Origin of the sequence: Bradyrhizobium sp. S3.3.6 (genome assembly GCF_040546905.1) — a bacterium.
Classification (GTDB): Bacteria; Pseudomonadota; Alphaproteobacteria; order Rhizobiales; family Xanthobacteraceae; genus Bradyrhizobium; species Bradyrhizobium cytisi.
In genome coordinates this window covers 156,833-182,157 of record NZ_JBEPOT010000015.1, presented here as the reverse complement: position 1 = coordinate 182,157, position 25,325 = coordinate 156,833, and the positions used below count along the sequence as shown (strand labels likewise).

General features: G+C 63.8%; 28 protein-coding genes. 13 read left to right on the top strand and 15 right to left on the bottom strand.

What is annotated here, in order from left to right; genetic code table 11:
* Positions 1-28: 28 nt before the first annotated feature.
* The 7 genes from ABID59_RS32640 to ABID59_RS32610 all read right to left on the bottom strand — a co-directional run bounded on the left by ABID59_RS32640 (position 29) and on the right by ABID59_RS32610 (position 8,658).
* Positions 29-1,279, bottom strand: coding sequence for an MFS transporter (locus tag ABID59_RS32640; protein WP_354086084.1), 1,251 nt, complete (start codon positions 1,277-1,279; stop codon positions 29-31).
* A gap of 64 nt (positions 1,280-1,343) precedes the next feature.
* Positions 1,344-2,312, bottom strand: coding sequence for an ABC transporter ATP-binding protein (locus ABID59_RS32635; RefSeq protein WP_354086083.1), 969 nt, complete (start codon positions 2,310-2,312; stop codon positions 1,344-1,346).
* Positions 2,309-3,316 carry an ABC transporter ATP-binding protein gene (locus ABID59_RS32630; RefSeq protein ID WP_148751663.1) on the bottom strand — a complete coding sequence of 336 codons (1,008 nt, stop codon included), beginning with the start codon at positions 3,314-3,316 and terminating at the stop codon, positions 2,309-2,311. Before ABID59_RS32630 ends, ABID59_RS32635 begins: the two co-directional genes overlap by 4 nt.
* The gene (locus ABID59_RS32625; protein WP_354086082.1) at positions 3,316-4,233 is read right to left on the bottom strand and encodes an ABC transporter permease; all 918 of its coding nucleotides are present in this window, start codon (positions 4,231-4,233) and stop codon (positions 3,316-3,318) included. Before ABID59_RS32625 ends, ABID59_RS32630 begins: the two co-directional genes overlap by 1 nt.
* Positions 4,199-5,158, bottom strand: coding sequence for an ABC transporter permease (locus ABID59_RS32620; RefSeq protein ID WP_354086081.1), 960 nt, complete (start codon positions 5,156-5,158; stop codon positions 4,199-4,201). The genes ABID59_RS32625 and ABID59_RS32620 overlap by 35 nt, the downstream gene beginning before the upstream one ends.
* Positions 5,159-5,187: 29 nt before the next feature.
* Positions 5,188-6,978, bottom strand: coding sequence for a peptide ABC transporter substrate-binding protein (locus tag ABID59_RS32615; protein WP_354086080.1), 1,791 nt, complete (start codon positions 6,976-6,978; stop codon positions 5,188-5,190).
* Between the two features lie 261 nt (positions 6,979-7,239).
* On the bottom strand, positions 7,240-8,658 hold the full coding sequence (locus ABID59_RS32610) for a M20 family metallopeptidase (protein ID WP_187434890.1): 1,419 nt from the start codon (positions 8,656-8,658) through the stop codon (positions 7,240-7,242).
* A 286-nt stretch (positions 8,659-8,944) separates the two neighbouring features.
* Here ABID59_RS32610 and ABID59_RS32605 point away from each other — a divergent pair, with 286 nt between their 5' ends.
* The 3 genes from ABID59_RS32605 (at position 8,945) to ABID59_RS32595 (ending at position 11,297) form a co-directional block, all read left to right on the top strand.
* Positions 8,945-9,916 carry a S1C family serine protease gene (locus tag ABID59_RS32605; protein ID WP_148751658.1) on the top strand — a complete coding sequence of 324 codons (972 nt, stop codon included), beginning with the start codon at positions 8,945-8,947 and terminating at the stop codon, positions 9,914-9,916.
* Between the two features lie 20 nt (positions 9,917-9,936).
* Complete coding sequence (locus ABID59_RS32600) at positions 9,937-11,004, top strand: carboxylesterase family protein (protein ID WP_354086079.1); 1,068 nt, start codon at positions 9,937-9,939, stop codon at positions 11,002-11,004.
* An 86-nt stretch (positions 11,005-11,090) separates the two neighbouring features.
* Positions 11,091-11,297 carry a hypothetical protein gene (locus ABID59_RS32595; RefSeq protein WP_354086078.1) on the top strand — a complete coding sequence of 69 codons (207 nt, stop codon included), beginning with the start codon at positions 11,091-11,093 and terminating at the stop codon, positions 11,295-11,297.
* A gap of 82 nt (positions 11,298-11,379) precedes the next feature.
* Here the strand turns inward: ABID59_RS32595 and ABID59_RS32590 are convergent, their stop codons facing one another.
* The 4 genes from ABID59_RS32590 to ABID59_RS32575 all read right to left on the bottom strand — a co-directional run bounded on the left by ABID59_RS32590 (position 11,380) and on the right by ABID59_RS32575 (position 13,746).
* Positions 11,380-12,039, bottom strand: coding sequence for a DsbA family protein (locus tag ABID59_RS32590; protein ID WP_148751655.1), 660 nt, complete (start codon positions 12,037-12,039; stop codon positions 11,380-11,382).
* 87 nt (positions 12,040-12,126) lie between these two features.
* The gene (locus ABID59_RS32585; RefSeq protein WP_354086077.1) at positions 12,127-12,849 is read right to left on the bottom strand and encodes an LrgB family protein; all 723 of its coding nucleotides are present in this window, start codon (positions 12,847-12,849) and stop codon (positions 12,127-12,129) included.
* Positions 12,846-13,229 carry a CidA/LrgA family protein gene (locus ABID59_RS32580; RefSeq protein ID WP_148751652.1) on the bottom strand — a complete coding sequence of 128 codons (384 nt, stop codon included), beginning with the start codon at positions 13,227-13,229 and terminating at the stop codon, positions 12,846-12,848. The genes ABID59_RS32585 and ABID59_RS32580 overlap by 4 nt, the downstream gene beginning before the upstream one ends.
* 40 nt (positions 13,230-13,269) lie before the next feature.
* Positions 13,270-13,746, bottom strand: coding sequence for a PaaI family thioesterase (locus ABID59_RS32575; RefSeq protein WP_354036913.1), 477 nt, complete (start codon positions 13,744-13,746; stop codon positions 13,270-13,272).
* Positions 13,747-13,846: 100 nt separating this feature from the next.
* Here ABID59_RS32575 and ABID59_RS32570 point away from each other — a divergent pair, with 100 nt between their 5' ends.
* A complete protein-coding gene (locus ABID59_RS32570) occupies positions 13,847-14,395 on the top strand; it encodes a TetR/AcrR family transcriptional regulator (RefSeq protein ID WP_148751649.1) in 549 nt (182 codons plus the stop codon).
* Between the two features lie 46 nt (positions 14,396-14,441).
* On the opposite strand, the gene ABID59_RS32565 is transcribed toward ABID59_RS32570, so the two are convergent.
* Positions 14,442-14,939: a hypothetical protein gene (locus ABID59_RS32565; RefSeq protein WP_148751648.1), complete on the bottom strand. Its 498-nt coding sequence runs from the start codon at positions 14,937-14,939 to the stop codon at positions 14,442-14,444.
* A 186-nt stretch (positions 14,940-15,125) separates the two neighbouring features.
* Here ABID59_RS32565 and ABID59_RS32560 point away from each other — a divergent pair, with 186 nt between their 5' ends.
* On the top strand, positions 15,126-15,401 hold the full coding sequence (locus ABID59_RS32560; protein WP_354036910.1) for a PsiF family protein: 276 nt from the start codon (positions 15,126-15,128) through the stop codon (positions 15,399-15,401).
* Between the two features lie 100 nt (positions 15,402-15,501).
* Positions 15,502-16,587 (top strand): AbrB family transcriptional regulator, encoded by a 1,086-nt coding sequence (locus ABID59_RS32555; protein ID WP_354086076.1) that lies wholly within the window; start codon positions 15,502-15,504, stop codon positions 16,585-16,587.
* Here ABID59_RS32555 and ABID59_RS32550 read toward each other — a convergent pair.
* Entirely contained in the window at positions 16,584-17,213 is a 630-nt protein-coding gene (locus ABID59_RS32550) for a pyridoxamine 5'-phosphate oxidase family protein (protein WP_354086075.1), read from the bottom strand. The genes ABID59_RS32555 and ABID59_RS32550 overlap by 4 nt on opposite strands.
* 124 nt (positions 17,214-17,337) lie before the next feature.
* Here ABID59_RS32550 and ABID59_RS32545 point away from each other — a divergent pair, with 124 nt between their 5' ends.
* Positions 17,338-18,222 (top strand): LysR family transcriptional regulator, encoded by an 885-nt coding sequence (locus tag ABID59_RS32545; RefSeq protein ID WP_354086074.1) that lies wholly within the window; start codon positions 17,338-17,340, stop codon positions 18,220-18,222.
* A gap of 3 nt (positions 18,223-18,225) precedes the next feature.
* Here ABID59_RS32545 and ABID59_RS32540 read toward each other — a convergent pair whose 3' ends face one another.
* Both ABID59_RS32540 and pobA read right to left on the bottom strand, forming a co-directional pair.
* A complete protein-coding gene (locus tag ABID59_RS32540; protein WP_148751642.1) occupies positions 18,226-18,645 on the bottom strand; it encodes a PaaI family thioesterase in 420 nt (139 codons plus the stop codon).
* Positions 18,646-18,818: 173 nt separating this feature from the next.
* Positions 18,819-19,988, bottom strand: a complete 1,170-nt coding sequence (gene pobA, locus ABID59_RS32535) for a 4-hydroxybenzoate 3-monooxygenase (RefSeq protein WP_354036908.1) — start codon at positions 19,986-19,988, stop codon at positions 18,819-18,821.
* Positions 19,989-20,246: 258 nt separating this feature from the next.
* On the opposite strand from pobA, the gene ABID59_RS32530 reads away from it, so the two are divergent.
* The 6 genes from ABID59_RS32530 to nudC all read left to right on the top strand — a co-directional run bounded on the left by ABID59_RS32530 (position 20,247) and on the right by nudC (position 25,320).
* On the top strand, positions 20,247-21,263 hold the full coding sequence (locus ABID59_RS32530) for a TRAP transporter substrate-binding protein (protein ID WP_354036906.1): 1,017 nt from the start codon (positions 20,247-20,249) through the stop codon (positions 21,261-21,263).
* A 74-nt stretch (positions 21,264-21,337) separates the two neighbouring features.
* Positions 21,338-21,844: a TRAP transporter small permease gene (locus tag ABID59_RS32525; RefSeq protein ID WP_148751638.1), complete on the top strand. Its 507-nt coding sequence runs from the start codon at positions 21,338-21,340 to the stop codon at positions 21,842-21,844.
* A gap of 2 nt (positions 21,845-21,846) precedes the next feature.
* Positions 21,847-23,166: a TRAP transporter large permease gene (locus ABID59_RS32520; protein WP_148751637.1), complete on the top strand. Its 1,320-nt coding sequence runs from the start codon at positions 21,847-21,849 to the stop codon at positions 23,164-23,166.
* Between the two features lie 10 nt (positions 23,167-23,176).
* Positions 23,177-23,638, top strand: a complete 462-nt coding sequence (locus tag ABID59_RS32515) for a DUF3237 domain-containing protein (protein ID WP_354036904.1) — start codon at positions 23,177-23,179, stop codon at positions 23,636-23,638.
* A gap of 312 nt (positions 23,639-23,950) precedes the next feature.
* Positions 23,951-24,370 carry an HIT domain-containing protein gene (locus ABID59_RS32510; protein ID WP_148751635.1) on the top strand — a complete coding sequence of 140 codons (420 nt, stop codon included), beginning with the start codon at positions 23,951-23,953 and terminating at the stop codon, positions 24,368-24,370.
* An 11-nt stretch (positions 24,371-24,381) separates the two neighbouring features.
* A complete protein-coding gene (nudC, locus tag ABID59_RS32505; RefSeq protein ID WP_354086073.1) occupies positions 24,382-25,320 on the top strand; it encodes an NAD(+) diphosphatase in 939 nt (312 codons plus the stop codon).
* Positions 25,321-25,325: the final 5 nt, after the last annotated feature.

Sequence of the window (25,325 nt, the reverse complement as noted above, 5' to 3'; positions counted from 1 at the left end):
GGCCAACGCGGGCGAACGGGCTGCTCCGTCAGGCGAGATCGACGCCGCGCCGCTCCGGGATGAGCGCGAGCAACGCCACGATGTCGATGAGGTAGAGCAGTGCAAGGCCTGCGATTGCGGTCGGGAAGCCGTAAGCGACACTGACGATGCCGACGACCAGCGGACCGAAGCCGGCAACGGCGCGACCGATATTGAAGAACACGTTCTGCGCAGTGGCGCGCGCCGCGGTCGGATACAGCTCGCTCATCAGCGCGCCGTAGCCGCCAAGCATGCCGTTGACGAAGAAGCCCATCGCGGCTCCGCCGATCAGCAGCGCACCAGCACTCGTCAGTTGCGAATAGACCACCACCATGACGGCCGCGCCCAGCATGTAGGTCAGAAACGCCGCACGGCGGCCGAAACGATCAGCCGCATGACCGAACAGGAAGATGCCGAGTGCCATGCCGGCGATGGTGACTGATGTCCAGAGCGCCGATTGTGTCAGGCCGTAGCCGAATCGCGTCGAGAGATAGTTCGGCAGCCAGATCATGATGCCGTAATAGCCGAAATTCTGCACCGAGCAGAGAATGATCATGCCGATGCCGATCCGGATCGTCTCCGCATCGGCGACGAGCGCGTGAAGTGACGAGCCGGTATTCGCCGCATTCGCCTTGTGCGCGATGAAGACGTCCGGTTCGTGCAGCTTGCGCCGGATGACGTAAGCGACCACCGCCGGAAACACGCCGAGTGCAAACATCCCGCGCCAGCCAATGATCGGCAACAGCACCGGCGTCACCAGCGCCGCCGTCAGCACGCCAAACTGCCAGCCAAGCCCCACATAGGACGTTGCCCGCGCCCGCTTGCTCGCGGGCCAGGCCTCGGCCACCAGGGCCATGCCGATGCCGAATTCGCCGCCGAGGCCGATGCCGGCGATGGCCCGGTAGGTCAGCAGGTCCCAATAGCCCTGGGCCAGCGCACACAGGCCGGTGAAAACCGCGAACAGGACGATGCTCCAGGTCAGAACCCGCACGCGGCCGAGCCGGTCCGACAACATGCCAAAGACCAAGCCGCCAACGACCGCGCCGACCAGCGTTCCCGTCACCAGCGAGGCCGCCTGCGGCTGGGTGAAATGAAGGTCTTTCGAAATCGCCGTCAGCATGAAGCCGAGGATGAGGAGGTCGAACCCATCCATGGCATAGCCGAGCGCCGATCCCCACAGCGCCCTGCGCGCTTCCGCAACGCGATCCGTCGCACGGTCCATATCAACCGCGCCGAGAGTTACATCCTGTACCTGGCTCATGCGCTCCCCTACGCCGGCCGGTCCCTTGGGATCAAGGCCTCCGACGACCTATGCACCGCGCACCTCAGGCCAGATGGCACGCCACGAAGTGCCCGCCTGCGCCTTCCTTCAGTTCCGGCGCGCTTTCCGCGCAGCGTGGCTGGGCGATCGGGCAACGGGTGTGGAAGTGACAGCCTGCCGGCGGCTTCATCGGGCTCGGCACGTCGCCCTTGAGACGGATGCGGTTGCGCTTGAGCTTGGGATCCGGCACCGGAACGGCGGAGAGCAGCGCCTTGGTGTAGGGATGCTGCGGATTGCGATAGAGGTCGCTCGCCTTCGCCAGCTCGACGATGCGGCCGAGATACATCACCGCGACGCGGTCCGAAATGTGCTCGACCACCGAAAGGTCGTGCGCGACGAAGAGATAGGTGAGGTTCAACTCGGCCTGGAGATCTTCCAGGAGGTTGATGACCTGCGCCTGGATCGAGACGTCGAGCGCGGACACCGGCTCGTCGCAGACGATCAGCTTCGGTTCGACCGCGAGCGCACGCGCGATCACGATGCGCTGGCGCTGGCCGCCGGAGAATTCGTGCGGGTAGCGGCGCATGTGCTCGGCCTTGAGGCCGACCTTCACGAGCAGGCTTGCGACGCGATCCTCACGCTCCTTGGCCGACGACCCGAGCTTATGAATAACGAGGGCTTCGCCGAGAATGGCGCCGACCGTCATGCGCGGATTGAGCGAGGCGAACGGATCCTGGAACACGAGCTGCATGTTCCGCCGCATCGCGCGCAGGTCGTTGCCGCCTAGCTTGCCGACGTCCTGGCCGTCGAATACGACCTCACCATCGGTCGGCTCGATCAGGCGCAGCACGCAACGCCCGGTCGTCGACTTGCCGCAACCGGATTCGCCGACGAGACCGAGCGTCTCGCCGCGATTGACCGAGAACGACACGCCGTCGACCGCATAGACGGTGCCGACCTGGCGCGACAACAGCCCGCCAAGCACGGGGAAATATTTCTTCAGGCCGCTGACGCGGAGCAGGGGTTCGCTCATGCCAGTGCTCCTGCCGCGTCTCCCAACTGCACATCTCCCAGATGGCAAGCCATGCGATGGCCGGGCGCGATCTGGCGCAGCAGCGGCTCCTTCTCGGTGCAGACGTCCATGGCAAACTTGCAGCGCGGCGCGAAGCGGCAGCCGACCGGCGGATTGATCAGGATCGGCACCGAGCCGCCGATCGCCTCGAGCCGCGTCTTGTGCTCGCTGTCGAGATCGATGCGCGGGATCGAGCGGATCAGGCCCTGCGTGTAGGGATGGCGCGGATCGGCGAAGAGAGCGTCGACATCCGCCTCCTCCACCACCTTGCCGGCATACATCACGACGACACGCTGCGCCGTCTCGGCGACGACACCCATGGCATGGGTGATCAGCATCACCGCCATGCCGAAGCGCTCTTTCATGTCCTGGAGCAGGTCGAGGATCTGCGCCTGGATGGTGACGTCTAGCGCGGTGGTCGGCTCGTCGGCGATGATCAGCTTTGGCTTGCAGGCCAGCGCCATCGCGATCATCACGCGCTGGCGCATGCCGCCCGAGAACTGGTGCGGATAGTTGTGCACACGGCCTTCGGCGTTGGGGATCTGGACCAGCTTCAGCATCTCGATGGTGCGCTCGAGTGCCTGCTTCCTCGTGACGTTCTCGTGGCGGCGCAGGCTCTCGGCGATCTGCTCGCCGACCGTCAGCACCGGATTGAGCGAGGTCATCGGCTCCTGGAAGATGAAGCCGATCTCCTTGGCCCGGATCTCGTCGAGCTGGTTGCTCGTCAGCGGCACCAGATCGCGGCCCTCGAAGATGATCTCGCCGGCCGCGATGCGGCCCGGCGGCATCGCGATCAGCTTCAGGATCGACATCGCGGTGACGGTCTTGCCGCAACCGGACTCGCCGACGACGCAGAGCGTCTCGCCCCTGTTGATGGTGATGTCGACGCCATCGACGGCCTGCAGGATGCCGTCGTCGGTGGAGAAGTGGGTCTTGAGACCTTTGATCTCGAGCAGCGGCGCCATCAGATCACCCGTCGCGCATCGAGCGCGTCACGCAGACCGTCGCCGATGAAGTTGATGGCGACCACCGCGATGAAGATCGCGCCGCCCGGAAACAAGGCCCAGTGCGGGCCGATGTCGAGGAAGTCCTTGGCATCGTACAGCAGCCGGCCCCAGGTCGGGGTATCCGGCGGAAAGCCGAGGCCGAGGAAGGACAGCGTCGATTCCGCGATGATCGCGGCGGCAACGTCGATGGTGCCGGCGATGATCACCGGACCAAGCGCATTGGGCAGGATGTGCTTCACCACCTGCCGCACCGGGCTCGCACCGAGTGCACGCGCGGCCTCGACGAACTCCTTCTCGCGGATCGACAGGAACTGCGCACGCACCAGGCGCGCCACCGGCATCCAGCGCAAACCGCCGATCACGAGGACGATCAGGATGAAGATGCCGCCCTCGGGGCCGAACACCTGCTTCAACCCGTCGCGGAACAGATAAATCAGCAGCAGGAGCAGCGGCAGCTGCGGCAGCGACAGAAAGAGGTCGGTGAGCCACATCAATCCGTACCCGAGCGCGCCGCGCGACATGCCGGCGACCGCGCCGACCAGCGTGCCGATGAACACCGACACTAGCATCGCGGCGAGCCCAACCGCGAGCGAGATGCGGCCGCCATAAATCATGCGCGCCAGAATATCCTGACCGAGATCGTCGGTGCCGAACGGATGAGCCAGCGACGGGCCTTGCATGCCCGCCACGATATCGATGTCGTTGATCGAAACACGCCAGATGAAGGGACCGATCACCACCGCAAGAATCAGGATGAGAAGCAGAAACGCGCTGACGACGGCGAGCTTGTGCCGGCTGAAGCGCCGCCACGTCTCGCGCCAGGGCGAGTAGACGCCCCGCTCAGCGGAGGGAGATGCGAGGGTCAAGCCAGCCATACAGCACATCCGCGATGAGATTGAAGAGCACCACCAGACAGGCGAACACGAAGGTCACGGCCATCACGACCGGGGTGTCATTGGAGAGAATGGAGGAGATCAGCAGCGAGCCGATGCCGGGAATGCGGAATATCTGCTCGGTGACGATGGCGCCGCCAAACACCGCAGGCACCTGCAGCGCGATCAGCGTGACCACCGGAATCATGGCGTTGCGCATCACATGCTTGACGATGACATTGGCCTGCCCGAGGCCCTTGGCGCGCGCCGTGGTGACGTAGTCGAGCCGGATCACGTCGAGCATCGCCGAGCGCACGAAGCGCGTCATCGACGCTGCCTGGAACAGCCCCAGCACCGCCACTGGCATGATCGCCTGCCGGATCATTTCGAGCACATAATGGATGCCCGTGGCCTTGATGTCGGTGGTGTAGACGAAGGGCAGCCAATCCAGCGTGACCGAGAAGATCAGGATGAACAGGATGCCAGTGAAGAAGGTCGGCAGCGAGAAGCCGACGAAAGCGAGCGTGTTCGCGATCTGGTCGAACAGCGAATAGGGCTTCGTCGCCGCATAAACGCCGACGGGAATCGCAATCAGCAGCGCCAGGACCTGCGCCGAGCCGATCACGTAGAGCGTGGCCGGCAGGCGCTGGAGGATGAGCGTGTCGACGTTCATCCGGCTGACAAAGGAGAAGCCCCAGTCGCCGTGCAGCATGGCGTTGAGCCAGTGCAAATAGCGAAGGTAGATCGGATCGTCGAGGCCGAACTTGGCCCGAAGCGCTTGTTGCACTTCGGGCGGCACGTTCGGATTGGTCGCAAGCTCGCTGAAGGGGTCACCTGGCGCGAGCGCCAGGACGACGAACAGCACGAGCGAGATTCCGAGCAGGCTCGGAATCGCGATCATCAGACGACGCAGGACGTATTGACTCATGCGCGAATAATCCGCCTCAACGTCCGTCCTCAGCCCTCTCGGTACCAGTCCTGGAGATTGTCGGTTTGGTTGGCCCAGCCTGACAGCGCCGGACGAAGCGTGTTGCTCGCAGCCTCCACCGCGAGACGGTGCATCACGGGAATGACGACGGTGTCCTGCCACATCAGATCATTGCACTTGATGTAGAGCGCAGCTCGCTTGACCGGATCGGTCTCGGTGTCGGCGGCGTCGACCGCGGCATCGAAATCCTTGTTGACCCAGCGCGGGAAGTTCTGCCCCTGCCACTTGTTCTCCTTTGTGGCCAGGTTGCGCGAATGGTAGCGGCGCATATGGAGGCCCGGATCGGGCTGCGTCATCGGGATCTGGAACATCTCGATATCGGCGTAGAACTTGGAATAGGTGTCGGGGTTGGCGACGTCGGAGGAGAAGAACACCGAGGCCACGACCGATTTCAGCTCGACGTCGATGCCGGCCTTCTGGCAGGCTTGCTTGACGATCGCCTGGGTCTTCTGGCGCGGGCCGTTGATCGAGGTCTGGTAGACGAACTTCAGCTTCTTGCCGTCCTTCTCGCGGATGCCGTCGGCGCCGGCCTTCCATCCGGCCTTATCGAGCAGCGCGACCGCCTTCTCGACGCTGAATTCCCATTTGGTGTTCTTGGACACGAAGTCGTCGGGACCATTGAGGTAGTTCGCGGTGGCGCGGCCTGCGCGGCCGTAGATCGCCTTCTTGATCGAGTCGCGATCGACCAGTAGCGCGAGCGCCTGGCGCACCGCGGGGTCCGACAGGGTCGGATGCTTGGTCTTCAACGACGAACGCTCGCCGTCGACCTCGGTGTTGGGATCGGTGAAGTTGATGGCGATGAACTCGATGTCGCCGCCGACGGCGTAGAGCGTCTTGCCCTTGCCGCCCTTCTCCAGGCGCAGCAGGACCTCGTCCTCCACCTGCATGTTCCAGGCGAAATCATATTCGCCGGTCTGAATCACGGCACGCGCCGCAGAGACCGCGTCGCCGCCGCCCTTCATTTCGATGCTGTCGAAGAACGGCCGGTTGGCCATGTGGTAGTCGGGATTGATCTCGCCGCGCACCAGATCGCCCGGCTTGAACTCGACGAACTTGTAGGGACCGGTGCCGACCGGCTTCAGATTGTTCGGGGCCTCACGGGACTTGCCGCCCTTGTACTCGGCGAACAGATGTTTCGGGATGATGCAGCCATAGGCACCGACGAAGGCGTTGGCCCAGAACGGCGTCGGATTCTTGAACGTGATGCGGATGGTGAGGTCGTCGATCTTCTCGACAGTGAGGTCGCTATAGGGACCGCTGGAAACCGCCGCAGTGGCGGGGTCGCTGGCATATTCCCAATTGAACACGAGGTCGTCGGCCGTGACGGGCTTGCCGTCGTGCCATTTCACGCCGGGCTTGAGCTTCCAGATCACGGTCTTCGCATCGGCGGACAGGCCGCCATTCTTGATCGACGGGATTTCGGCGGCAAGGATCGGATTGAGGTGGCCGTCGACGTCCCAGCTTGCGAGCGGCTCATAGAAGAGACGCGAACCGTCCTGATCCTTGGTGCCGGTGGCGAAATGCGGATTGAGCAGCGTCGGTCCCTGCCACCACAGCAGCTTGAGCGGGCCACCGCCGCCGCGCTTGGTTGGAGGATAGGGAGACGGGCTCTGGGCCATGGCGACGCCGCCGATGGCGAGGATCTGGTTTGCCAGGGGCGCGGTGAGGCCGACGGCAGCGAGGCGCTGGATGAAGGCACGGCGATCCATCCGCCCGTCCTTCACGTCACCGATCATCGAACGCAGTTCTTTATCCAGCATGGTTGTCCCCCGTCTGGTTCCCGTATGGATGCAGGCGGCCGCGGGGCGGCCGCCGGGTTTTGGCTGGCGGTAGATGGCACACTGAATAGGCCGCGCGTCAACTGCGACCGTGTGTGTGCAAACGGTCTTCTGGCTGTCTGTTGAGCAAAACTTCCTTCCGCAGCCCAAGGGTTCGGCATTCCCGCGTCAAAATCCGCCGGAAACCAAGTTGCACTGCGAAAAGTTTGTTCGCGAGATCAGACGAAGTATCGAGACGGAATTCTACGCCACGGACATATCGAGCGGCGGCGCGACGTGGTCCGGTAGCGGGCAGACATAAGGCGTCTTGGTCGTCCGCTTCGTGAGATCGGCCTTCGCAGCCTTGATCAGTTCCGGTTCTGTCAACGCCTTGATGCCGAGGCCAGCCATGGCCTTGGCCGCCTGCACCATGGCCTTGTGGGCATGCGGGCTCTTGCCCTGCGCGACCACCTGCCAGGTGTGGAACGGCGTGCCGATTGCAACCGTTGGTGCGTGAACCTGCACGGTCGGCACTACCCAGCTCACATCGCCGACATCCGTCGAGCCAACCAGCGGGTTGCGCTTGGCGTCGAGCGGCACCAGGAAGTCCGCCAGCGGCCGATCGGTCGGCTCCATGCCGATCGCGTAATAGATGGACGCAATGTCCTTGTCGGTCAGCGTCGCGCGGATCTGGCTCGCGAAGCTCTTGTCCGCATCGTCGAAATGCGGCGGTCCGAGCTCTTCCATGACACGGTGCAGCGCCTGCTCCAGCGGCGTATTCGGCAGGATGTTGGAGACCGCGGAGATGATCTTCATCTCCATCTTGGTCTCGGTCATAAGAGCCGCACCCTGGGCAATCTTGTTCACGCGCCCGACCAGCTCGTTCATGCCGGGGAGATCACGGGCGCGAATGGAATAGCGCACGCGGGCATGCGCCTGCACCACGTTGGGCGCAATGCCGCCAGTGTCGAGCAGCGCGTAATGCACGCGTGCATCGCTGGGCATGTGCTCGCGCATGTAGTTCACGCCGACATTCATCAGCTCCACCGCGTCGAGCGCGGAGCGGCCGAGATGGGGCGAAGCCGCGGCATGCGATGTGCGGCCGGTGAAGATGAAGTCGGCGCGGGTGTTGGCAAGCGACGGCGTCACCGCGACTTCCCAGAAACTATGCGGATGCCAGGTGATGGCGATGTCGGCATCCTCGAACGCGCCGGAGCGCACCATGAAGGCCTTGGCCGCGCCGCCCTCTTCCGCCGGGCAGCCGTAATAGCGCACGCGGCCGGGCACCTTGTTCTCGGCGAGCCAGTCCTTGACGGCCGTGGCGGCGAGCAGCGCCGCGGAACCGAGCAGATTGTGACCGCAGCCATGGCCGTGGCCGCCGGTCTCGACCGGACGGTGCTCGGCAACGCCGGCCTCCTGGCTGAGGCCCGGCAGCGCGTCATATTCGCCCATGAAGGCGATGACCGGACCGCCCTCGCCCCATTCGCCCATCACAGCAGTCGGAATGCCCGCCACCTTCTCTGTGATACGGAAACCCTGGTGGCGCAGCTCAGTGAGATGCTCGGCGGCGGAACGCGCTTCGGTGTAGCAGACTTCGGGCATGCCCCAGACCTTGTCGCTGAGGTCGATGAAACGTCCTTTGATCGTGTCGATGCCACGCCAGATGTCGCTGCGATTGTCCATGGTTTGGTCCGTGATCTCTTGGTCAAACGAAGCCGCAATGGTTAGCAGCTTCATTGAACTCCGCCTAGCATCCCGCGGGACACCAGCCATGCGACCGATGCCGGATTGGGCGGCTGCCGGCCGAATTCGGGCGAACAATTTCTGTCATCTTCGGAAATCGGCGGCGCGGCATCTGGAATAGTTGCCGTCAAGTCTTTCAAGACGGCCTCCTCCGGCCTAAATTATGCTTGCTTCGTGCGTCGTTCCGCTGCCACGGCGGAGCGATGCTCTCAGCCAGGAGAACTCCATGCCCGCCTTGACCGAATGGAGAGTGCCGCCGGCCAATCAGCCGCGTGCGAGCGATTACGGCTTCGATCTCGACCGTGCGCTCGCCTCCGTCATTGGCCTGCACGCCATCATCCCGCCGGATGCCTTCAGCGCCGAAACGCTCGGTACCGAGCGCGCCGGCAACGGCGTCGTCATCGACGACGGGCTGGTGCTCACCATCGGCTATCTCATTACCGAAGCGGAATCCGTCTGGCTTCACCTCGGCGACGGGCGCGTGGTGGAGGGACATGTGCTCGGCTTCGATGCCGTCACCGGCTTCGGCCTGGTACAGGCGCTCGGCCGGCTCGACATCGAGCCGCTGCCGCTCGGCTCGTCGGCGGAGACCCGGCTCGGCGACCGCGTCGTGGTCGGTGGCGCCGGGGGACGGACGCGATCGGTCGCAAGCCAGATCGTCGCCAAGCAGGAATTCGCCGGCTACTGGGAGTATCTGCTCGACGAGGCCTTGTTCACCTATCCCGCCCATCCGAATTGGGGTGGCACCGGATTGATCAACGCGCGCGGCGAGCTGATCGGCATCGGCTCGCTCCAGCTCGAGCGAGAACGCGACGGCAAGGCCGAGCACGTCAACATGATCGTGCCGATCGACCTGTTGAAGCCGATCCTCGATGATCTCCGCAAGTTCGGCCGCGTCAACAAGCCGGCACGGCCCTGGCTCGGACTCTATTCGACCGAGATCGACAACCGCGTGGTGGTGATCGGGATCTCCGCCAACAGTCCCGCCGCGCGCGCGGAACTCAAGACCGACGACATCATTCTTGCGGTGGATGGCGACAAGGTCACGAGCCAAACGGCGTTCTACAAGAAGATGTGGAGTCTCGGCGCCGCCGGCGTCGACGTGCCGCTCACCGTGCATCATGAAGGCGTCACCTTCGACGTCACCGTGACGTCGACCGACCGCTTCAAGCTTCTGAAGGCGCCGAAGCTGCACTGATCCGAACAAGGGAAGCGGCAATGACCGAGGCCGTGGTGGATGACATCGTGGCCATGCTGCCGCCGTTGCTCAACGCGCTGGAGGCGCTCGGCTTCTTCCAGCGGCATCTGCATCCGCTGGCCTTCGCCACCGTGATGAACGCCATCGGCGCGCCGGACGATGCGCTTCGGTCGGCACATGCAGCAATCGGCGCGTGGCCGGAGCAATTCGCCGGACTGCGCGAGCGGCTCGATCGTGCCTGCAACGAGACGCTCGCCGGCTTCGCCGCCATCCGCGATGTCGAGCGCGGCAACGGCGATCTCGTCGCGGTGTTCCGCGCGTTGCGCCATGTGCCGCGCGCACAGGAGGCGCTGTATCCGCTATCGCTGCAATTTCCGCCAGTGAGCAACTTCTTCCTCAACAGCGCCAGTCGCGAGAATGGTGAGCTGCTGGCGCGGCTGGAAGTCGGCGCCAGCGAGGACACCGGCATCTTTCACGATCACAACGAGCCCGGCAGCCGCGGCGGCTTCTCGGTCTATGTTCCCGAATATTACACGCCCGATCGCAGCTGGCCTCTGGTGATGGCGCTGCATGGCGGCAGCGGCAACGGACGCGGCTTTCTGTGGAGCTGGTTGCGCGATGCCCGCAGTCTTGGCGCGATCCTGGTGGCGCCGACAGCGACCGGCTCGACCTGGGCGCTGACGGGCGACGACGGCGACACGCCCAATCTCATGCGCATCCTCGAAACCGTGCGCGGTCGCTGGAGCATCGACGCCTCGCGCCTGCTGCTGACCGGCATGAGCGACGGCGGCACCTTCAGCTATGTCAGCGGTCTCGACGGTGCTTCGCCATTCACCCACCTCGCGCCGGTGTCGGCGACCTTCCATCCGCTGATGGCGGAGATCACCGACGCCACGCGACTACGGGGCCTGCCGATCTTCATCACCCACGGCAAGCTCGACTGGATGTTTCCGGTGCAGACCGCACGGCAGACGCAAGCGGCACTCACCGCCGCCGGCGCCGATGTCACATACCGCGAGATCGACGACCTCAGTCATACCTATCCGCGCGAGATCAACGCTGAGCTGCTGCAATGGCTGAACGGGTGATGAACGAAGCGTCCTTAACCGCGCCGCACTGTCGCGGAACCATCACTCCGGGCCCGACGTTATCCGCCCGACACCGGAGGTTCGCCATGCAGACTTTTTTCGGAATGATTTTGGGTGCGCTGCTGCTCGGCTGCGGCGTGTATGTCTATGACGCCATGCAGACGTCGTCAGTCGCCAATGGCGAGGTCGCGACTGCCAATCGCACCATCGTGAACTGGGATGTCGCGAAGGCCGACTGGGACGCGCTACGCGACCGCGCGCATAAGGACTGGGTCAGGATCTCGTCGAAGTAATCTCGATCGACCGAATATGAACAAGGCGCCGTCGCGATCCGCGGCGGCGCCTTTGTGCTGGCTGCGATCGGCCGCTTGCGCGTCAGTTCATCTTGGCTTTGCGGGCGTCGGCGATGACCTGCTCGAACTCGGCCATGCTGAGCACACCAGGCACGCGGTACTTGCCGACAATGAAGGACGGCGTGCCGCGGAAGCCGAAGGCTTCAGCCTGGTCGTTGTTGCGCTTGAGGATCGCGTCGATGTCCTTGGAGCGCGCGATGAGGTCGCGCTTGAGGCGGTCCATGTCGACGCCGGCGGCCGCGAGCAACTCGTTGATGCGCGACTCGGTCAGGCGCGAGCTGACGCCCATCATGGCGTCATGGGCCTGGTGGTATTTGTCCTGGAATTTCGCGGCGAGCGCGATCCGGGCAGCCGTCACCGAGACGGGCCCGAGGATCGGCCAGTCTTTCAAGACCAGCCTTACCTTGCCGTCGTCCTGGATGACCTGGCGCAATTCGGGCTCGAGCTTTCGGCAATAGGGACAATTGTAGTCGGACCACTCGATGATGCTGATGTTGCCATCGGGATTGCCGGCAACGGGCACGTCCGGATCGCGCAGCACCTTGGCTTCGGTGAGCACTTCGTCATCACCAGTGCCTGCGCGCGCCAAGGTCATACCGCCAGCCGCGAAAGTGCCTGCCCCGATCAGCGTCAGCGCCGCGCGGCGGCTCAGCCCAAGGCCCTTAGTCCTGAATCCAGCCATATCTCGTCCCGTTTCGGTCCCATCACCGCAATTACGGCTCCGGACCGGGAAGTGTTACGCCCCATATAGAGTGTGGCGAGGACGATGTCATCGCACCAGCAGGGTCACCACCATGGGGACCAGGAACGAGGTCACCAGAGCATTGAGGCTCATGGCGATGCCGGAGAAGACGCCGGCGATCTCGTCGACCTGGAACGCGCGTGCCGTACCTATGCCGTGCGCGGCAAGGCCGGCAGCAAAGCCGCGGGCGCGGAAATCGGTCACGCCGGTGCGGTTCATGAGCGGCGAAACAATGATCGCGCCCATGATGCCGGTGAGGATGACCGCAACCGCCGCCAGCGAAGGATCCGCGTGCAGGGATTCGGCGATGCCCATGGCAACGCCGGCGGTGACCGATTTCGGCGCCAGCGACAGCACCACGTCGCGCGGCAGGCCGGCAAATTCGGCCAGCAACACGACCGACACCACGGCCGTCACCGAACCTGCAACCAGCGCCACCAGCATTGGCACGATGGAGCTAACCACCCGCTTGCGGTTCTCGTAGAGCGGCACGGCGAGTGCGACGGTGGCGGGCCCAAGCAGGAAGTGTACGAATTGGGCGCCGGCGAAATAGGTGGTGTAGGACGTACCGGTCGCGAGCAGGAACACGCCGATGATCCACATCGCATGCAGCACGGGATTGGCAAGCGGATGGCGTCGCGTCGCCAGCGACACCGCATCCGTGGTCGCATAGACCAACAGCGTCACCGTCAGCCAGAGCAGCGGCGATTGCGAGAGATAGACCCAGAGCGAGAACGGATTGTCCTTCATCGGGCGTCCTGTTGCTTCAACAGGCGGCTGATCAGGCGGAAGGTCAGGACGGTCGCGAGCAAGGTGAGGACCACCGAGAGCGCGAGCACCAGGACGATCGCGATGCCGTGGGAGGCGAGCAGATCAAGCTTCTGCACGACACCGACGCCGGCGGGCACGAACAGCAGCGACAGATGAGCCAGCAGGCCCTTGCTTGCGGTCTCCACGCCGTCGTTTCGCAGCGGTCCGCGCGCGAGCCGTGCAAAGCGGTCGCGTGCGAGCAGCAGGACGAGAAGCAGCACCAGGCCAAGCACGGGTCCCGGCAGCGGCAGGGCGAGGCCGCGGACCACGGCCTCGCCGATCAATTGGCAGAGCAGAATGAGGCTGAGACTCGCAAGCATGACGCATCAAGGAATGCGTCGCACGGCTTGTCAATTGCCGCTAAGCCCGGGACGCGCGCGGTTCGTGCGAAGCTGCAATACGGGGCAGCATCGCCATCAGCGTTCCGGTCATGGTGGCGATCAGCGTGGTTTTGCCCTCGTGCTCTGCAAACGCCTTCGCCTCACAGAAAGTCAAGGTACGGCCAGGCTTGACCACCTCGGCCTTGAACACAAATCGCTCGCCGCGGGCAGGGGCGAGCAGCGTGGTCTTGAACTCGACCGTGAGGATATCGGCTTCGGACGGCATCAGCGTGAAGGCGGCGACGCCACAGGCGTTGTCGAGCCCCGCAGTGATGATACCGGCATGGACAAAACCGTTCTGCTGCGTGAATTCAGGCGAATGCAGCATGGCCAGCTCAACCTCGCCCGGCGCGAAGCGGACGATCACGATACCGAGTGTGCGCATCGCCGGCTGCCCCTCGAACATCGCGACCGCCGCCGCACGATAGCCAGGATTTTTCGGCTCGAACGCAGCCATGGCATTTCCCAGCCGTTTTTGATTGTTGATACGGTAGCGTATCAGACACGGGACGCGTTAGCAATACGGCACCGTATCAAGAACCGGTGAGGCTTCCTTCATGAACGACGGCAAGAGCGATGTCTGGGTCGAGGCAGGGTTTACCGAGCTCGCCCGCGCTGGTGTCGAGGGGGTGCGGGTCGAAGTGCTCGCCAAGAATTTGGGCGTTACCAAAGGCGGCTTCTACCGCCGCTTCGCCGACCGCGCGGCGCTGCTCGAGGCTATGCTGATGCACTGGCGCGAGGGACGCTCGGCATCAATTGCACAGCAGACCAGCCTGGATGGGCAAGAGCCCCGCGAGCGGCTGAGGGCGGTGATCCAGCTCTATTCCGAGCGGCTCAATCCGGAGGGCATGGCGGTCGAGCTCGCGATCCGGCAGTGGGCCCGCTCCGACGAGAGCGCTGCGGCGGCGGTGGCGAGCGTGGATGCGGCGCGGCTCAGGCACGTTGCCGAGCTCTATCGCGCGACCGGCCTCGAGGCCGAGGAGGCCGAGGCGCAGGCTTTCCTGTTCTATTGCTTCATCTTCGGCCAAAGCCTCTTGTTCGTCGAGCGTGGCCCGCGCAAGCGGTCACAGCTCGTGGCGAAATCGGCCGAGAAACTGTTGGACTAAGCAAAATGGCCGGAGCTTTGCTCCGGCCATCGCATCACATCGAAGCTCAGGCGGCGCCCTTCAGCTTCTTGTTGCATTCGCTGTAGTAGCCGCCGCCCTTCTCGATCCACTTCATGCCGCCATTGCCGTTGGTGGTCTTGTTGGCGTTGTACTGGTCGACGCAGGTATGGAGGCGGGCCTTGCCGGCGCTCTCCTTGGCGTATTTTGCATCGACCGCGTTCGGGAAGATCGCAGGGCCGGCCGGTAGGGTCGGCGCCGGAGCAGCAGCGGGGGCTGCCTCCTTCTTGGCCTGCTTCGGCTCGGCAGCAGGCGGAGGCGCAGCCGGGGCGGCCGCGGTCGGCGCGGCCGCGGGCGTTGCATCGGCGCCGCACTGGGCCTTGCGGAAGTCATTCCACTTCATGGTGCCGAGCGAGCCGTCCTTCTTGGCGGCCTGATATTTCGCGCTGCACTCTTGCGACGTCAGCGCCTGCGCCGGCGCGCTCACCATCAGCGCGGCAACGCCCGACACCGCAATCGCACACAACAATTTGGCTTGAATAGTCATCCTTGGTCTCCCTCAGGAAAGCAAAACGAGGACTGCTATCCTAGCGTGCTCCGGACATCCGACAAGGAAGTGACGCTGCTCGGCGCTAAAATATAGTGATCGCGCCGTACAGGGTTATTCATGTGGCGTTCAGCAAGGCGGGCCGACGTTCGCGCTCCTCCGCAACTCTCGCAAGAAGAGCCCATCATGACCCTCGCCTCCCGTCTCGCCGTCGTCGCGATCGCCTCCCTGTTCGCGACCGGCACTGCCTTCGCGCAGACCGCCGCGCCGGCCGCAAAGACCGATGCCGCCACCACCACCGACAAGAAGGCGCCGAAGGAGCATTCGGCCGAATCGCTCGAATGCTCCAAGCAGGCAGACGCCAAGGGCCTGCACGGCAAGGAGCGCAAGAAATTCCGCTCCGATTGCATCAAGACCGCCAAGGGCGGCATGGCCGCGCCGGCAGCCGCCGACAAGAAGTAAATCCATCACAATCCTCCCTTCGCCCCTGGCGAGAGGCGCACGCATTGCGGCATGACGAGCCTGCAATTGTGCACCTCTCGCCGATTTGCCATAAGGCGGCGTGAAGCAAATCACCGCCTCCCTGTCGTTCGAGTGGCCGAGCCGTGCCAAGGTTTTGAGCACTGCGGAGACGCTTGTCATCGGTGCCGCCGGCGGTCTGGCCTTCCTGGCCGCGGGCCTTCCGGGCGGGTTGATCTCGGGCTCGATGATCGCAGTCGGGATCGCTGCGATTGCCGGACGCCAGCTTTCGGTGCCGCCACTCCTGACCCAGACCGTGCTGGTGCTGCTCGGCATTTCGCTCGGCTCGGTGGTTTCGCGCCATCTGATCCAGCAGGTCAGCGCCTACCCTCTCACCATCGGGCTGTTGGCGCTCGCGACCTTCTGCTCGACCTTCGGCTCGAGCTATTACCTCCAGCGGATTCATGGCTGGGACCGCACCTCTGCCTTCCTCGCCGGCAGCCCGGGCGCGCTGTCACAGATCACGATATTGGCGGTCGAGCGTGGCGCTGACCTGCCGGGCATCGCAGTGGTGCAGACCATGCGCGTGATCATCCTCACCGCAGCACTGCCGATGGTGCTGGCGATCGCCGGTGTCGCACCCTCCGTGGCACCCTCGCTGACGACGGCGATTGCCTCGCCGCTCGATCTTCTGGAATTGGTCGCCGCTTCGCTGGCGGCATCGCTCGTGCTGCGGCTGATCAAGTTTCCGGCGAGCTGGATGTTCGGCGCGATGATCGCCTCCAGCGTGCTGCATGGTGCGGGCTGGGTCGAGGGCGGCCTGCCAAACTGGGTGCGCGGCGTCGCGCTGGTCGGCATCGGTGCGCTAATCGGCAGTCGCTTTGCCCGGATGCGAATCAAGACCCTCACCGGCCACATCAACGCCGCCCTGGGCTCGTTCGCCGTGGCGATCGCCGTCTCCTCGATCTTCGTCGGCATCATCGCACTCACCACGCAGGTGAAATTCTCCGATGTCGTCGTTGCCTTTGCACCCGGCGCGATGGACGCGATGCTGGCGCTGGCGCTGACGCTGCACATCGACCCGATTTTCGTCGGCGCTCATCACCTCTCGCGCTTCGTGTTCGTGACGATCGCGACGCCGGGCATCGTGCACCTGTTCGGCCGCACGCAGGACGACGTCGACGATTAGCTCTCCTCTGCCGTTGCCCGCCCCTTCAGCGCCGCAACCTGCGCCTCGAGCTCTGCAATCCGCTGGTCTCTCGCAGCCAATGCCGCCGCGACATCCGCCGCGTCGAACTTCTGCGGAATGTGCTGCGGGCAGTTGGTGTCCCAGGCCGCGATCTTGAACACGATCACCTGCTCGGGCCGGGCGCGATAACCCTTCGGCATCAGCGCCTCCGTCAGCGCATCGTCATCCTCGACCACCCGCGCCTCCCCCCAGATCTTCACCCGGCGGCGATGGGCGTAGTCCATCACGAAGATGTAGGCCTTGGCATTCTCGGAGAGATTGCCCTGGGTCAGGTATTGCTGATTGCCGGCATAATCGGCGAAGGCGAGCGTCTGCTTGTCCAGCACCTTGAGAAACCCCTTCGGGCCGCCGCGGTGCTGGATATAGGGCTGGCCGTCAGCCGAGGCGGTGGCAAAATAGAAGCTGTTGGCATCGGCCAGGAAGGCCTCGAGGTTTTCATCGACCTCGGTGCGCCAGCCGCGCTGCTCGACGCGGCCATAGGCCTCGCGAGAGCCCTTGCGCGTCTGGATCGCCTTGACCGCATGGGTAAAGGCGACGTCGCTAGCATAGGTGTGGGCTGCGGTCATGGAAACATCTCCTGAAAATTCCGGCGCATCTCCGCGTCTTTCCGGCATTAAAAATGGCTCCTCCGGCGTTCAAAACAATCAGCCTGCTTGACACTTCATCGTTGCAATATATGCAATAATGCCCATGGACCGCCTCGAAGCCATGCATGTCTTCGTCACCGTTGCCGATCTGCGCGGCTTTGCGCCCGCGGCGCGCAAGCTGCGGCTATCGCCCTCGGCGGTGACGCGGCTGATCGCGGCGCTGGAGGATCATCTTGGCGCAAGGTTGCTGCAACGGACCACGCGGCAAGTGACGCTGACCGACGTCGGCACTCGCTATCTGGAGCGCGCCCGGCGAATCCTTGCCGATGTCGAGGAAGCCGACGGCTCGGCGCGGCAAGAGCGCAACCGCCCGAGCGGACGTCTGGTGGTATCGGCCCCGGTCGGCTTCGGCCGGCTGCATGTCGCCCCGGTCATGACCGACTATCTCAAGCGCTATCCCGAGGTTGCCTGCGAACTCAGGCTCTCGGATAATCTCGTCAACCTCGTCGAGGACGCTGTCGATGCGGCCGTCCGCATCGGCCATCTCGCGGACTCCTCACTGGTTGCGCGCCAGGTCGGCGAGATGCGGCGGATCGTCGTGGCCACGCCCGGCTATCTGAAGCGCCATGGCGAGCCGAAAACGCCGGAGGCGCTGACCGAGCATCAGACCATCCGGTTCGGTCCCACGACGGCGTGGCGCTTTGCGCATGACGGCCGCGACATCGAGGTGACGCCATCCCCCCGCTTCATCAGCAACAGCGCCGACGCCGCCCTGCAATATGCCGAGGTCGGCGGCGGCATCACGCGTGTGCTGGCCTATCAGGCTGCCGAGGGCCTGAAGCGCGGGCGGTTGAAAATCGTGCTGGCGAAGTACGAGCAGCCGGCGCTGCCGATCCACATCGTCTACCCGACCTCGCGCCTCCTCTCGGCCAAGGTGCGCGCGTTCATCGATCTCGTGGTGGAGACGACGGCGTGGAGGTTTGGATAGATCTTAGGCCTTCTTCGGCACCACCCGGAATGTCCCGCTGGCCCGCGCGATCACGACGCCGTCGGCTTTGATCAGGCACTGCGCGAAGCAGATCGTCTTACCCGTCTTGATGACATCGCTCTCGATCGAACACCATTGGCCGATCTCGGCGGAGCCGACGAAATCGATCGACAGCGAGACCGTCACGAACGAGGTGGTCCAGTTCGTCACCTGCGCGCAGCTGTAGCCCATGGCATTGTCGGCGAGCGCGGCAATCAGGCCGCCATGGATCAAGCCACGGCCGTTGGTGTGCGGCCTTGCCAGACGAAGGCCGATAATGACGGCCTTGTCGGTTTTCTTCGCGTAGAGCGGCTTCCACGGTTCTGTGAGCGGGCTCTCGCGGGACAACGGCTCAAAGCCGTCGGGGATGGCGCTGTCGGTCATGCGTGTCTCGCGTCCGTTGGTGGATTGCCGCCATTGAACGCGATGTGGATGACAGTTTCACCGCCTACAAAGTTTTAAACGAGATTTGCGTGGGTGTTTGAAACGATGCTCGTCGTCGCGAGCGAAGATCCTGTAGGGTGGGCAAAGCGTAGCGTGCCCACCGTCTCCGCCGCCTAAAACGGCAATCCCACATAATTCTCCGACAGCGACGTCATCGCGGCCTGCGACTGCGTGACGTAATCGAGCTCGGCGAGCTGGATGCGCGCGCCGATGGTGCCGGTGTCGGGGAATTTGTGCAGCATCGAGGTCATCCACCAGGAGAAGCGCACTGCCTTCCAGACCCGCGCCAAGGCCTTCGCCGAATAAGCGTCGATGCCGGCGCTGGATTTCTCGTCGTAAAATTCGTGGAGCGCGCTCGACAGATAATGCGCATCGCTTGCCGCCAGGTTCAGCCCCTTGGCGCCCGTCGGTGGCACGATGTGGGCGGCATCGCCGCACAGGAACATCCTGCCGAAGCGCATCGGCTCGGCGACGAAGCTGCGCAGCGGCGCGATGCTCTTCTCGATCGACGGGCCTGTGATCAGATTGTCGGCGGCCTCCTGGTCGAGCCGGCGCTTCAATTCGTCCCAGAAGCGATCGTCCGGCCATTGATCGACATGGTCGTCGAGCGAACACTGCAGGTAATGCCGGCTGCGTTTCATCGAGCGCATGGTGCAGAGCGCAAAGCCCCGTGCATGGTTGGAATAGATCAGCTCGTGGCTGACCGGCGGCGTCTCGGACAAAATGCCGAGCCAGCCGAACGGATAGACCCGCTCGAACTCCTCGATCGCCGAGGCCGGGACACTGGCGCGGCTGACACCGTGAAAGCCGTCGCAGCCGGCGATGAAGTCGCAATCGAGCGTGTGGGTGACGCCGTCCTTGACCCAGGTTACGCGCGGGTGACTTCCGTCGAAATCGTGCGGCTGCACATCCCTGGCTTCGTAGACGGTAGTGAGACCGGCGGCGTTCCGCGCATTCATCAGGTCGAGCGTGACTTCGGTCTGGCCGTAGATCATGACCGTCTTGCCGGTCGCGCCCTTCATGTCGATGCGATGACGGCGGCCGGCGAAGGCGAGCTCGATGCCTTCATGCACCAGGCCTTCGGCATGCGCCCGCGCGCCCGCGCCGATCTGGTCGAGCAGCCCGACAGTTCCCCCCTCCAGGAGGCCGGCGCGGATGCGGCCGAGCACGTAATCCGGGCTTTGCCGCTCCAGAATGAAATTGTCGATGCCGTATCGATGCAGAAGTTGCCCAAGCAACAATCCTGCCGGCCCAGCCCCGATGATTGCGACTTTTGTCCGCAATACTTGCTCCTTCCGATCCTGTAGGCTTTGGTCGCGGCGCGCTTGTCGCGGTCGTCCACGCGCGATAATTATATCACATAACGGTTGGGCAAAAGGGGGAGTGCTTGTCGCCGCTAACGGCGAGAAATCCATGCAATATGGCTGACGTAAATGACGCGGCGGCAGTTCCGGCTTGAACGCGCCAGCCAATTAGATAACATGTTAATTAATGAGGCTGGGCCAGCGCAGCCCGCCGTCGAAAAGAGGGAGACACGACCGATGAGGAAAGCCTGTCTGGCTTTGCTGCTGACAGCAAGCGTGACGCCTGCGTTCGCGCAGGACAAGACCTTCGACCTGAAGATCTCGCATTGGGTGCCCGCCTCGCATCCGCTGCAGAAATCGCTGGAAGACTGGGCGGCCGCGATCGAGAAGGACTCAGGCGGCACCATCAAGGGCAAGGTGTTTCCGGCCCAGCAGCTCGGCAAGGCTTTTGACCATTACGACATGGCGCGCGACGGCATTGCCGACGTCACCTACGTCAATCCCGGCTACCAGCCCGGCCGCTTTCCGATCGTCGGTGCCGGCGAATTGCCGTTCCTGATCTCGGACGCCAAGGGCGGCTCGATGGGGCTTGACGCTTGGTACCGCAAATATGCCGAGAAGGAGATGAAGGACGTCAAATACTGCCTCGCCTTCGTCCACTCGCCCTCCTCCTTCCACTCCCGCACCAAGAAGATCGTGATGCCGGAGGACGTGAAGGGCATGAAGATCCGCCCGGCTCACGCCACCATGGCGAACTTCGTCACCGCGCTCGGCGGCACCAACGTGCAGTCGTCGGCACCTGAAGTGCGCGACATCATCGAGCGCGGCGTCGCCGACGGCGTGACGTTCCCCTGGGGCTCGCTGGTGCTGTTCGGCATCGACAAGGTGACGAAGTACGATATGGAGGCCCCGCTCTACACGACGACATTCGTGTTCGTCATGAACAAGGACAAGTACGACGCGATGTCCGACAAGCAGAAGGCCGCGGTCGACAAGAACTGCTCGACCGAGATGGCGGGCGTTGTCGGCGAGCACTGGGGCAAGTTCGAGGACGCCGGCATCGACAAGGTGAAGGCGGAAGAAGGTCACGAGGTCTACAAACTGACGCCGGACCAGACCGCCGCCTGGAAGAAGGCGGCCGAGCCGCTGGTCAAGACCTGGGGGGATGGCGCCAAGAAGGCCGGCATCGATCCTGACACTGCGCTGACGGATTTGAAGGCCTCGCTGAAGAAATACAACGCGCTGGCGGAGTAGTTTTCACCGAAACAGAAGCTGCGGCGGGAATCCTTCCGCTGCCGCTTTACTGCAAATTTGAGGACCCTCCACCCATGAAGCGCTGGATGGATCGCGTCATCGACTCGATCGAGTGGATCGCTGCCGCGTTCGTCGGCATCGTCGCGCTCGACATCTTCCTGTCGGTGCTGCTGCGCAACACACTGAACTATTCGATTCCCGACAGTTTCGACATCGGCCGCATGCTGCTTGGCATCCTCATTTTCTGGGGCATCGCCGCGACCTCCTATCGCGGCACGCACATCACCGTCGACCTGGTCTGGGGCAATGTCGGCCCGCGCTACCAGCGCTGGATCGACGTGTTCGCAACGTTGGTGCTGCTGTTCGTGGTCACGGTTCAGACGTGGACATTGTTCGACAAGGTCCGCGGCACCTACAAGGACAACGTCCAGACCTTCGACATGCACATGCCGACATGGCCGTTCTTCGCGATCGCCTGGATCGGCGACGTCTCGGCCGTGCTGCTGATCGCGATCCGCACTTACCGATTGATCTTCCATCCCGAAGACATGCACGACCCCAAGCTGAAGGCGACGGAGTAATCATGAGCACCGATGCCGTCGCCGTTCTCGGCTTCGTTTCCCTGTTCGCGCTGATGCTGCTGCGCGTGCCCGTCGGCATGGCGATGGGCCTCGTCGGCGTCTCCGGCTTCTCCTATCTGGTCGGCGCAACGCCGGCGCTGAAGCTGGTCGGCCAGACCTCGATGCGCACGGTCACCGACTACACTTTCGGTGTCATCCCGATGTTTCTGCTGATGGGCTCCTTCGTCAGCAATTCCGGCATGAGCCGCGAGTTGTTCCGCGCCGCCAACGGCTTTGTCGGGCACTTGCGCGGCGGCCTCGGCATTGCCACCGTCGGCGCCTGCGGCGGCTTTGCCGCGATCTGCGGCTCGTCCGTCGCAACCGCCGCGACGTTCTCCGCGGTCGCCTACCCCGAGATGCGCCGCTTCGGCTATCCGCAGTCCTTTGCTACCGGCGTGATCGCGGCCGGCGGCACGCTGGGTGCGATGCTGCCGCCCTCCACCGTGCTCGCGGTTTACGGCATCATCACCGAGCAGGACATCGGAAAACTCTTCATCGCCGGCATCATTCCGGGCCTGCTGGCGATGACCATGTACATGATCACGATCTTCCTGATCGGCTATTTCCGCCCCGACTTCCTGCCCAAGGGCAAAGTGCTGCCCTGGCGCGAGCGCTTTGCCGGCCTGAAGGACATCTGGGCGCCGGTGCTGTTGTTCGTGTTCGTGATCGGCGGCCTTTACGGCCTGCCGTTCCTGCCGCGCTTCACGCCGACCGAAGCCGGAGGCGTCGGAGCCACCGGTGCCTTCATCATCGGCGTGCTTACGGGCCGGCTCGATCGGGAGAAGATTCTGGCCTCGCTGCTCCAGGCGACACGCACGGCAGCGGCCGTGTTCACCGTACTGATCGGCGCGCTGATCTTCGGCTATTTCCTCACGGTGACGCAGACGCCGCAAAAGGTGACGGAATTCCTCACCGGCCTGGGCTTGGGCCCCTACGGCGTGCTGGCGCTGATCATGGTGATGTATCTCGTGCTCGGCTGCCTGATGGATGCCATGGCGATGATCATCCTGACCGTGCCGATCATCTTCCCGGTCATCACGCATCTCGGCTTCGATCCGATCTGGTTCGGCGTCATCATCGTCATGACCGTCGAGCTCGGCCTGATCCATCCGCCGGTCGGCATGAACGTCTTTGTCATCAAGAGCGTGGTGAAGGACGTCTCATTCTCCACCATCTTCAAGGGCGTGATCCCGTTCGTGGCGACCGACTTGGTGCGTCTGGTGATTTTGATCGCGTTCCCGTTGCTGGCGACCTGGTTGCCGACGCGCATGATGGCGCATTGAAGGTGAAGCGATGACCACACCGACGCTCGAGACGAAATACGTCTTCACCATCACCGCTGAAATCGGCGACGTCATCACCGCCGGCGAAACCGGCATCGGCGTCCGCCGCATCATTCCGATCATCGGCGGCGAGGTGAAGGGTGCGATCACCGGCAAGGTGCTCCCGTTCGGCGCCGACTTCCAGACCATCCGCCCCAACGAGCTGATCGATCTCGAAGCCAAATACGCCTTCGAGACCGACGACGGCGCCGTTGTCTATGTCGAGAACAAGGGCATGCGCTTCGGCCCGGTCGAGCTGCTGCAAAAGCTCAAGCGCGGCGAGCCGGTCGATCCCAAGCTGATCTATTTCCGCACGGTCCCGAAGTTCGAGACGGGACACGAGAAGTATCGCTGGCTGATGGAGCACATTTTTATCGGCTCAGCAGCGCGACATGCCGACCGCGTGGTGATCGACGTGCATCAGGTGGCGTAAAAGCTTCAGCGCGTAGGGTTCAAACCGCCTCAAGCTCCACTTGACAGGGGTAAGGAAGGCTTTTGGCGTCCCCCTACGAACCTTACGGGCGGTTCTCCCGCATACGGCTCTTCAGTCGTTGGACAGGGATTCTTACCGCGCATCCGCCCCGGCCTACCCGGCGCAATAGCCGCGACTTCTCACACAGCCTGCTTTGCCGAGACGACAACAGAGCATGTGGGACCTGCGGAGCCCCAACCTTCCCTCGGCTGACCCCGTATCGTATGGTCCAACCAAACGCGCCCGCTCCCCTCGGGCATTCTGGAAACGCATATGTCAGATCCCGCCTGGTCGCTGCACTCCCGCCTGAAAGAGGACACCATCGACATCGGTGATTTGCCGCTGTCGAAAGTGCTCGTTATCAAGGACGCGCATTATCCCTGGCTGCTGCTGGTGCCGCGGCGCGCCGACGCGGTCGAGATCATCGATCTCGACGAGGTCCAGCAGGCACAGCTGATGACCGAGATCTCCCGCGTCTCGCGCGCGCTGAAGGAGATCACCAAATGCGACAAGCTCAACGTCGCAGCGCTCGGCAATCTCGTGCCGCAGCTTCACGTTCATATCATTGCACGCCGCACCGGTGACGCCGCCTGGCCACGGCCGGTCTGGGGCGTGATGCCGCCCCTGGCGCATGACGCCACTGAAGTACAGAATTTCATCAGCGCGCTTCGCCGAAAAATCTGGTTGGGTTGAAAGAACAAGAAATGTCAGCATTCGACTCGTTTCCGCTGGGGCAACCGGCCTTCGTCACCAACATCCTCGATCGCGCCGCGCATATGCGCCGCGATGACGAAAAACTGTTCGCGATGGAGCAAAAGCCGTCGTCGCGCGCCTATGTCGTCTACCGCGACTCGCTGCTGGTTAAGCGCGACGGCGACAAGACGCGCGCGCTGCTGGGAATCGACGAGGCGCTGAAATGCGGCGCCAATCCCGGCACGATCTTCCTGGGCTTGCGCGATGGCGCCGCGATCTTCGGCATGGGCCTCGCTCAGGCCGCCGCCGAGAAGCTGATCGGCCGCGAAGACTTTACCGTCACCGAGCTGCGCGGCATGGCGATGCAGGGCGCGATCCCGCCCGAGGAGCTGTCGGCGATCGCGATGGCGAAGTCGATGGTCGGCTGGCACCAGCGCCACGGCTATTGCGCCAATTGCGGCACCCGCAGCGCGATGAAGGAAGGCGGCTGGAAGCGCGATTGCCCGGCCTGCAAAGCCGAGCATTTTCCGCGTACTGATCCCGTCGTGATCATGCTGGTCGCGTCAGGCGAAAAATGCCTGCTCGGCCGTCAGAAGCAGTTTCCGCCGGGCATGTATTCCTGTCTCGCCGGTTTCGTCGAGGCCGCCGAGACCATCGAGGACGCGGTGCGCCGCGAGATCCTCGAGGAATCAGGCATCCGCTGCACCGACGTGCAATATTACATGACCCAGCCCTGGCCCTATCCGTCATCCCTGATGATCGGTTGCAGCGCGCGGGCCTTGAACGAGGACGTCGTCGTCGATCGTTCCGAACTGGAAGACGCGCGCTGGTTCACGCGCGAGGAGGCGGCGCTGATGCTGACGCGGACGCATCCCGACGGGCTCGCCGGCCCGCACCCTTTCGCCATCGCGCATCATCTGCTCGGCCGCTGGGTGCACAACAAGAGCTGACCGCC

Bases quoted from the DNA above. Each gene is read 5' to 3' on its own strand.
- ABID59_RS32540 (WP_148751642.1), bottom strand. From the start codon at position 18,645: ATGACCGACAGCGCCATCCCCGACGGCTTTGAGCCGTTGTCCCGCGAG.
- ABID59_RS32600 (WP_354086079.1), top strand. From the start codon at position 9,937: ATGACCGAGGCCGTGGTGGATGACATCGTGGCCATGCTGCCGCCGTTG.
- ABID59_RS32545 (WP_354086074.1), top strand. From the start codon at position 17,338: ATGGACCGCCTCGAAGCCATGCATGTCTTCGTCACCGTTGCCGATCTG.
- ABID59_RS32625 (WP_354086082.1), bottom strand. From the start codon at position 4,233: ATGGCTGGCTTGACCCTCGCATCTCCCTCCGCTGAGCGGGGCGTCTAC.
- ABID59_RS32515 (WP_354036904.1), top strand. From the start codon at position 23,177: ATGACCACACCGACGCTCGAGACGAAATACGTCTTCACCATCACCGCT.
- ABID59_RS32560 (WP_354036910.1), top strand. From the start codon at position 15,126: ATGACCCTCGCCTCCCGTCTCGCCGTCGTCGCGATCGCCTCCCTGTTC.
- ABID59_RS32610 (WP_187434890.1), bottom strand. From the start codon at position 8,658: ATGGACAATCGCAGCGACATCTGGCGTGGCATCGACACGATCAAAGGA.
- ABID59_RS32620 (WP_354086081.1), bottom strand. From the start codon at position 5,158: ATGAGTCAATACGTCCTGCGTCGTCTGATGATCGCGATTCCGAGCCTG.
- ABID59_RS32525 (WP_148751638.1), top strand. From the start codon at position 21,338: ATGAAGCGCTGGATGGATCGCGTCATCGACTCGATCGAGTGGATCGCT.
- ABID59_RS32595 (WP_354086078.1), top strand. From the start codon at position 11,091: ATGCAGACTTTTTTCGGAATGATTTTGGGTGCGCTGCTGCTCGGCTGC.
- ABID59_RS32585 (WP_354086077.1), bottom strand. From the start codon at position 12,849: ATGAAGGACAATCCGTTCTCGCTCTGGGTCTATCTCTCGCAATCGCCG.
- nudC (WP_354086073.1), top strand. From the start codon at position 24,382: ATGTCAGCATTCGACTCGTTTCCGCTGGGGCAACCGGCCTTCGTCACC.
- ABID59_RS32630 (WP_148751663.1), bottom strand. From the start codon at position 3,316: ATGGCGCCGCTGCTCGAGATCAAAGGTCTCAAGACCCACTTCTCCACC.
- ABID59_RS32565 (WP_148751648.1), bottom strand. From the start codon at position 14,939: ATGACTATTCAAGCCAAATTGTTGTGTGCGATTGCGGTGTCGGGCGTT.
- ABID59_RS32510 (WP_148751635.1), top strand. From the start codon at position 23,951: ATGTCAGATCCCGCCTGGTCGCTGCACTCCCGCCTGAAAGAGGACACC.
- ABID59_RS32580 (WP_148751652.1), bottom strand. From the start codon at position 13,229: ATGCTTGCGAGTCTCAGCCTCATTCTGCTCTGCCAATTGATCGGCGAG.
- ABID59_RS32575 (WP_354036913.1), bottom strand. From the start codon at position 13,746: ATGGCTGCGTTCGAGCCGAAAAATCCTGGCTATCGTGCGGCGGCGGTC.
- ABID59_RS32530 (WP_354036906.1), top strand. From the start codon at position 20,247: ATGAGGAAAGCCTGTCTGGCTTTGCTGCTGACAGCAAGCGTGACGCCT.
- ABID59_RS32605 (WP_148751658.1), top strand. From the start codon at position 8,945: ATGCCCGCCTTGACCGAATGGAGAGTGCCGCCGGCCAATCAGCCGCGT.
- ABID59_RS32550 (WP_354086075.1), bottom strand. From the start codon at position 17,213: ATGACCGCAGCCCACACCTATGCTAGCGACGTCGCCTTTACCCATGCG.
- ABID59_RS32520 (WP_148751637.1), top strand. From the start codon at position 21,847: ATGAGCACCGATGCCGTCGCCGTTCTCGGCTTCGTTTCCCTGTTCGCG.
- ABID59_RS32590 (WP_148751655.1), bottom strand. From the start codon at position 12,039: ATGGCTGGATTCAGGACTAAGGGCCTTGGGCTGAGCCGCCGCGCGGCG.
- ABID59_RS32570 (WP_148751649.1), top strand. From the start codon at position 13,847: ATGAACGACGGCAAGAGCGATGTCTGGGTCGAGGCAGGGTTTACCGAG.
- ABID59_RS32640 (WP_354086084.1), bottom strand. From the start codon at position 1,279: ATGAGCCAGGTACAGGATGTAACTCTCGGCGCGGTTGATATGGACCGT.
- ABID59_RS32635 (WP_354086083.1), bottom strand. From the start codon at position 2,312: ATGAGCGAACCCCTGCTCCGCGTCAGCGGCCTGAAGAAATATTTCCCC.
- ABID59_RS32615 (WP_354086080.1), bottom strand. From the start codon at position 6,978: ATGCTGGATAAAGAACTGCGTTCGATGATCGGTGACGTGAAGGACGGG.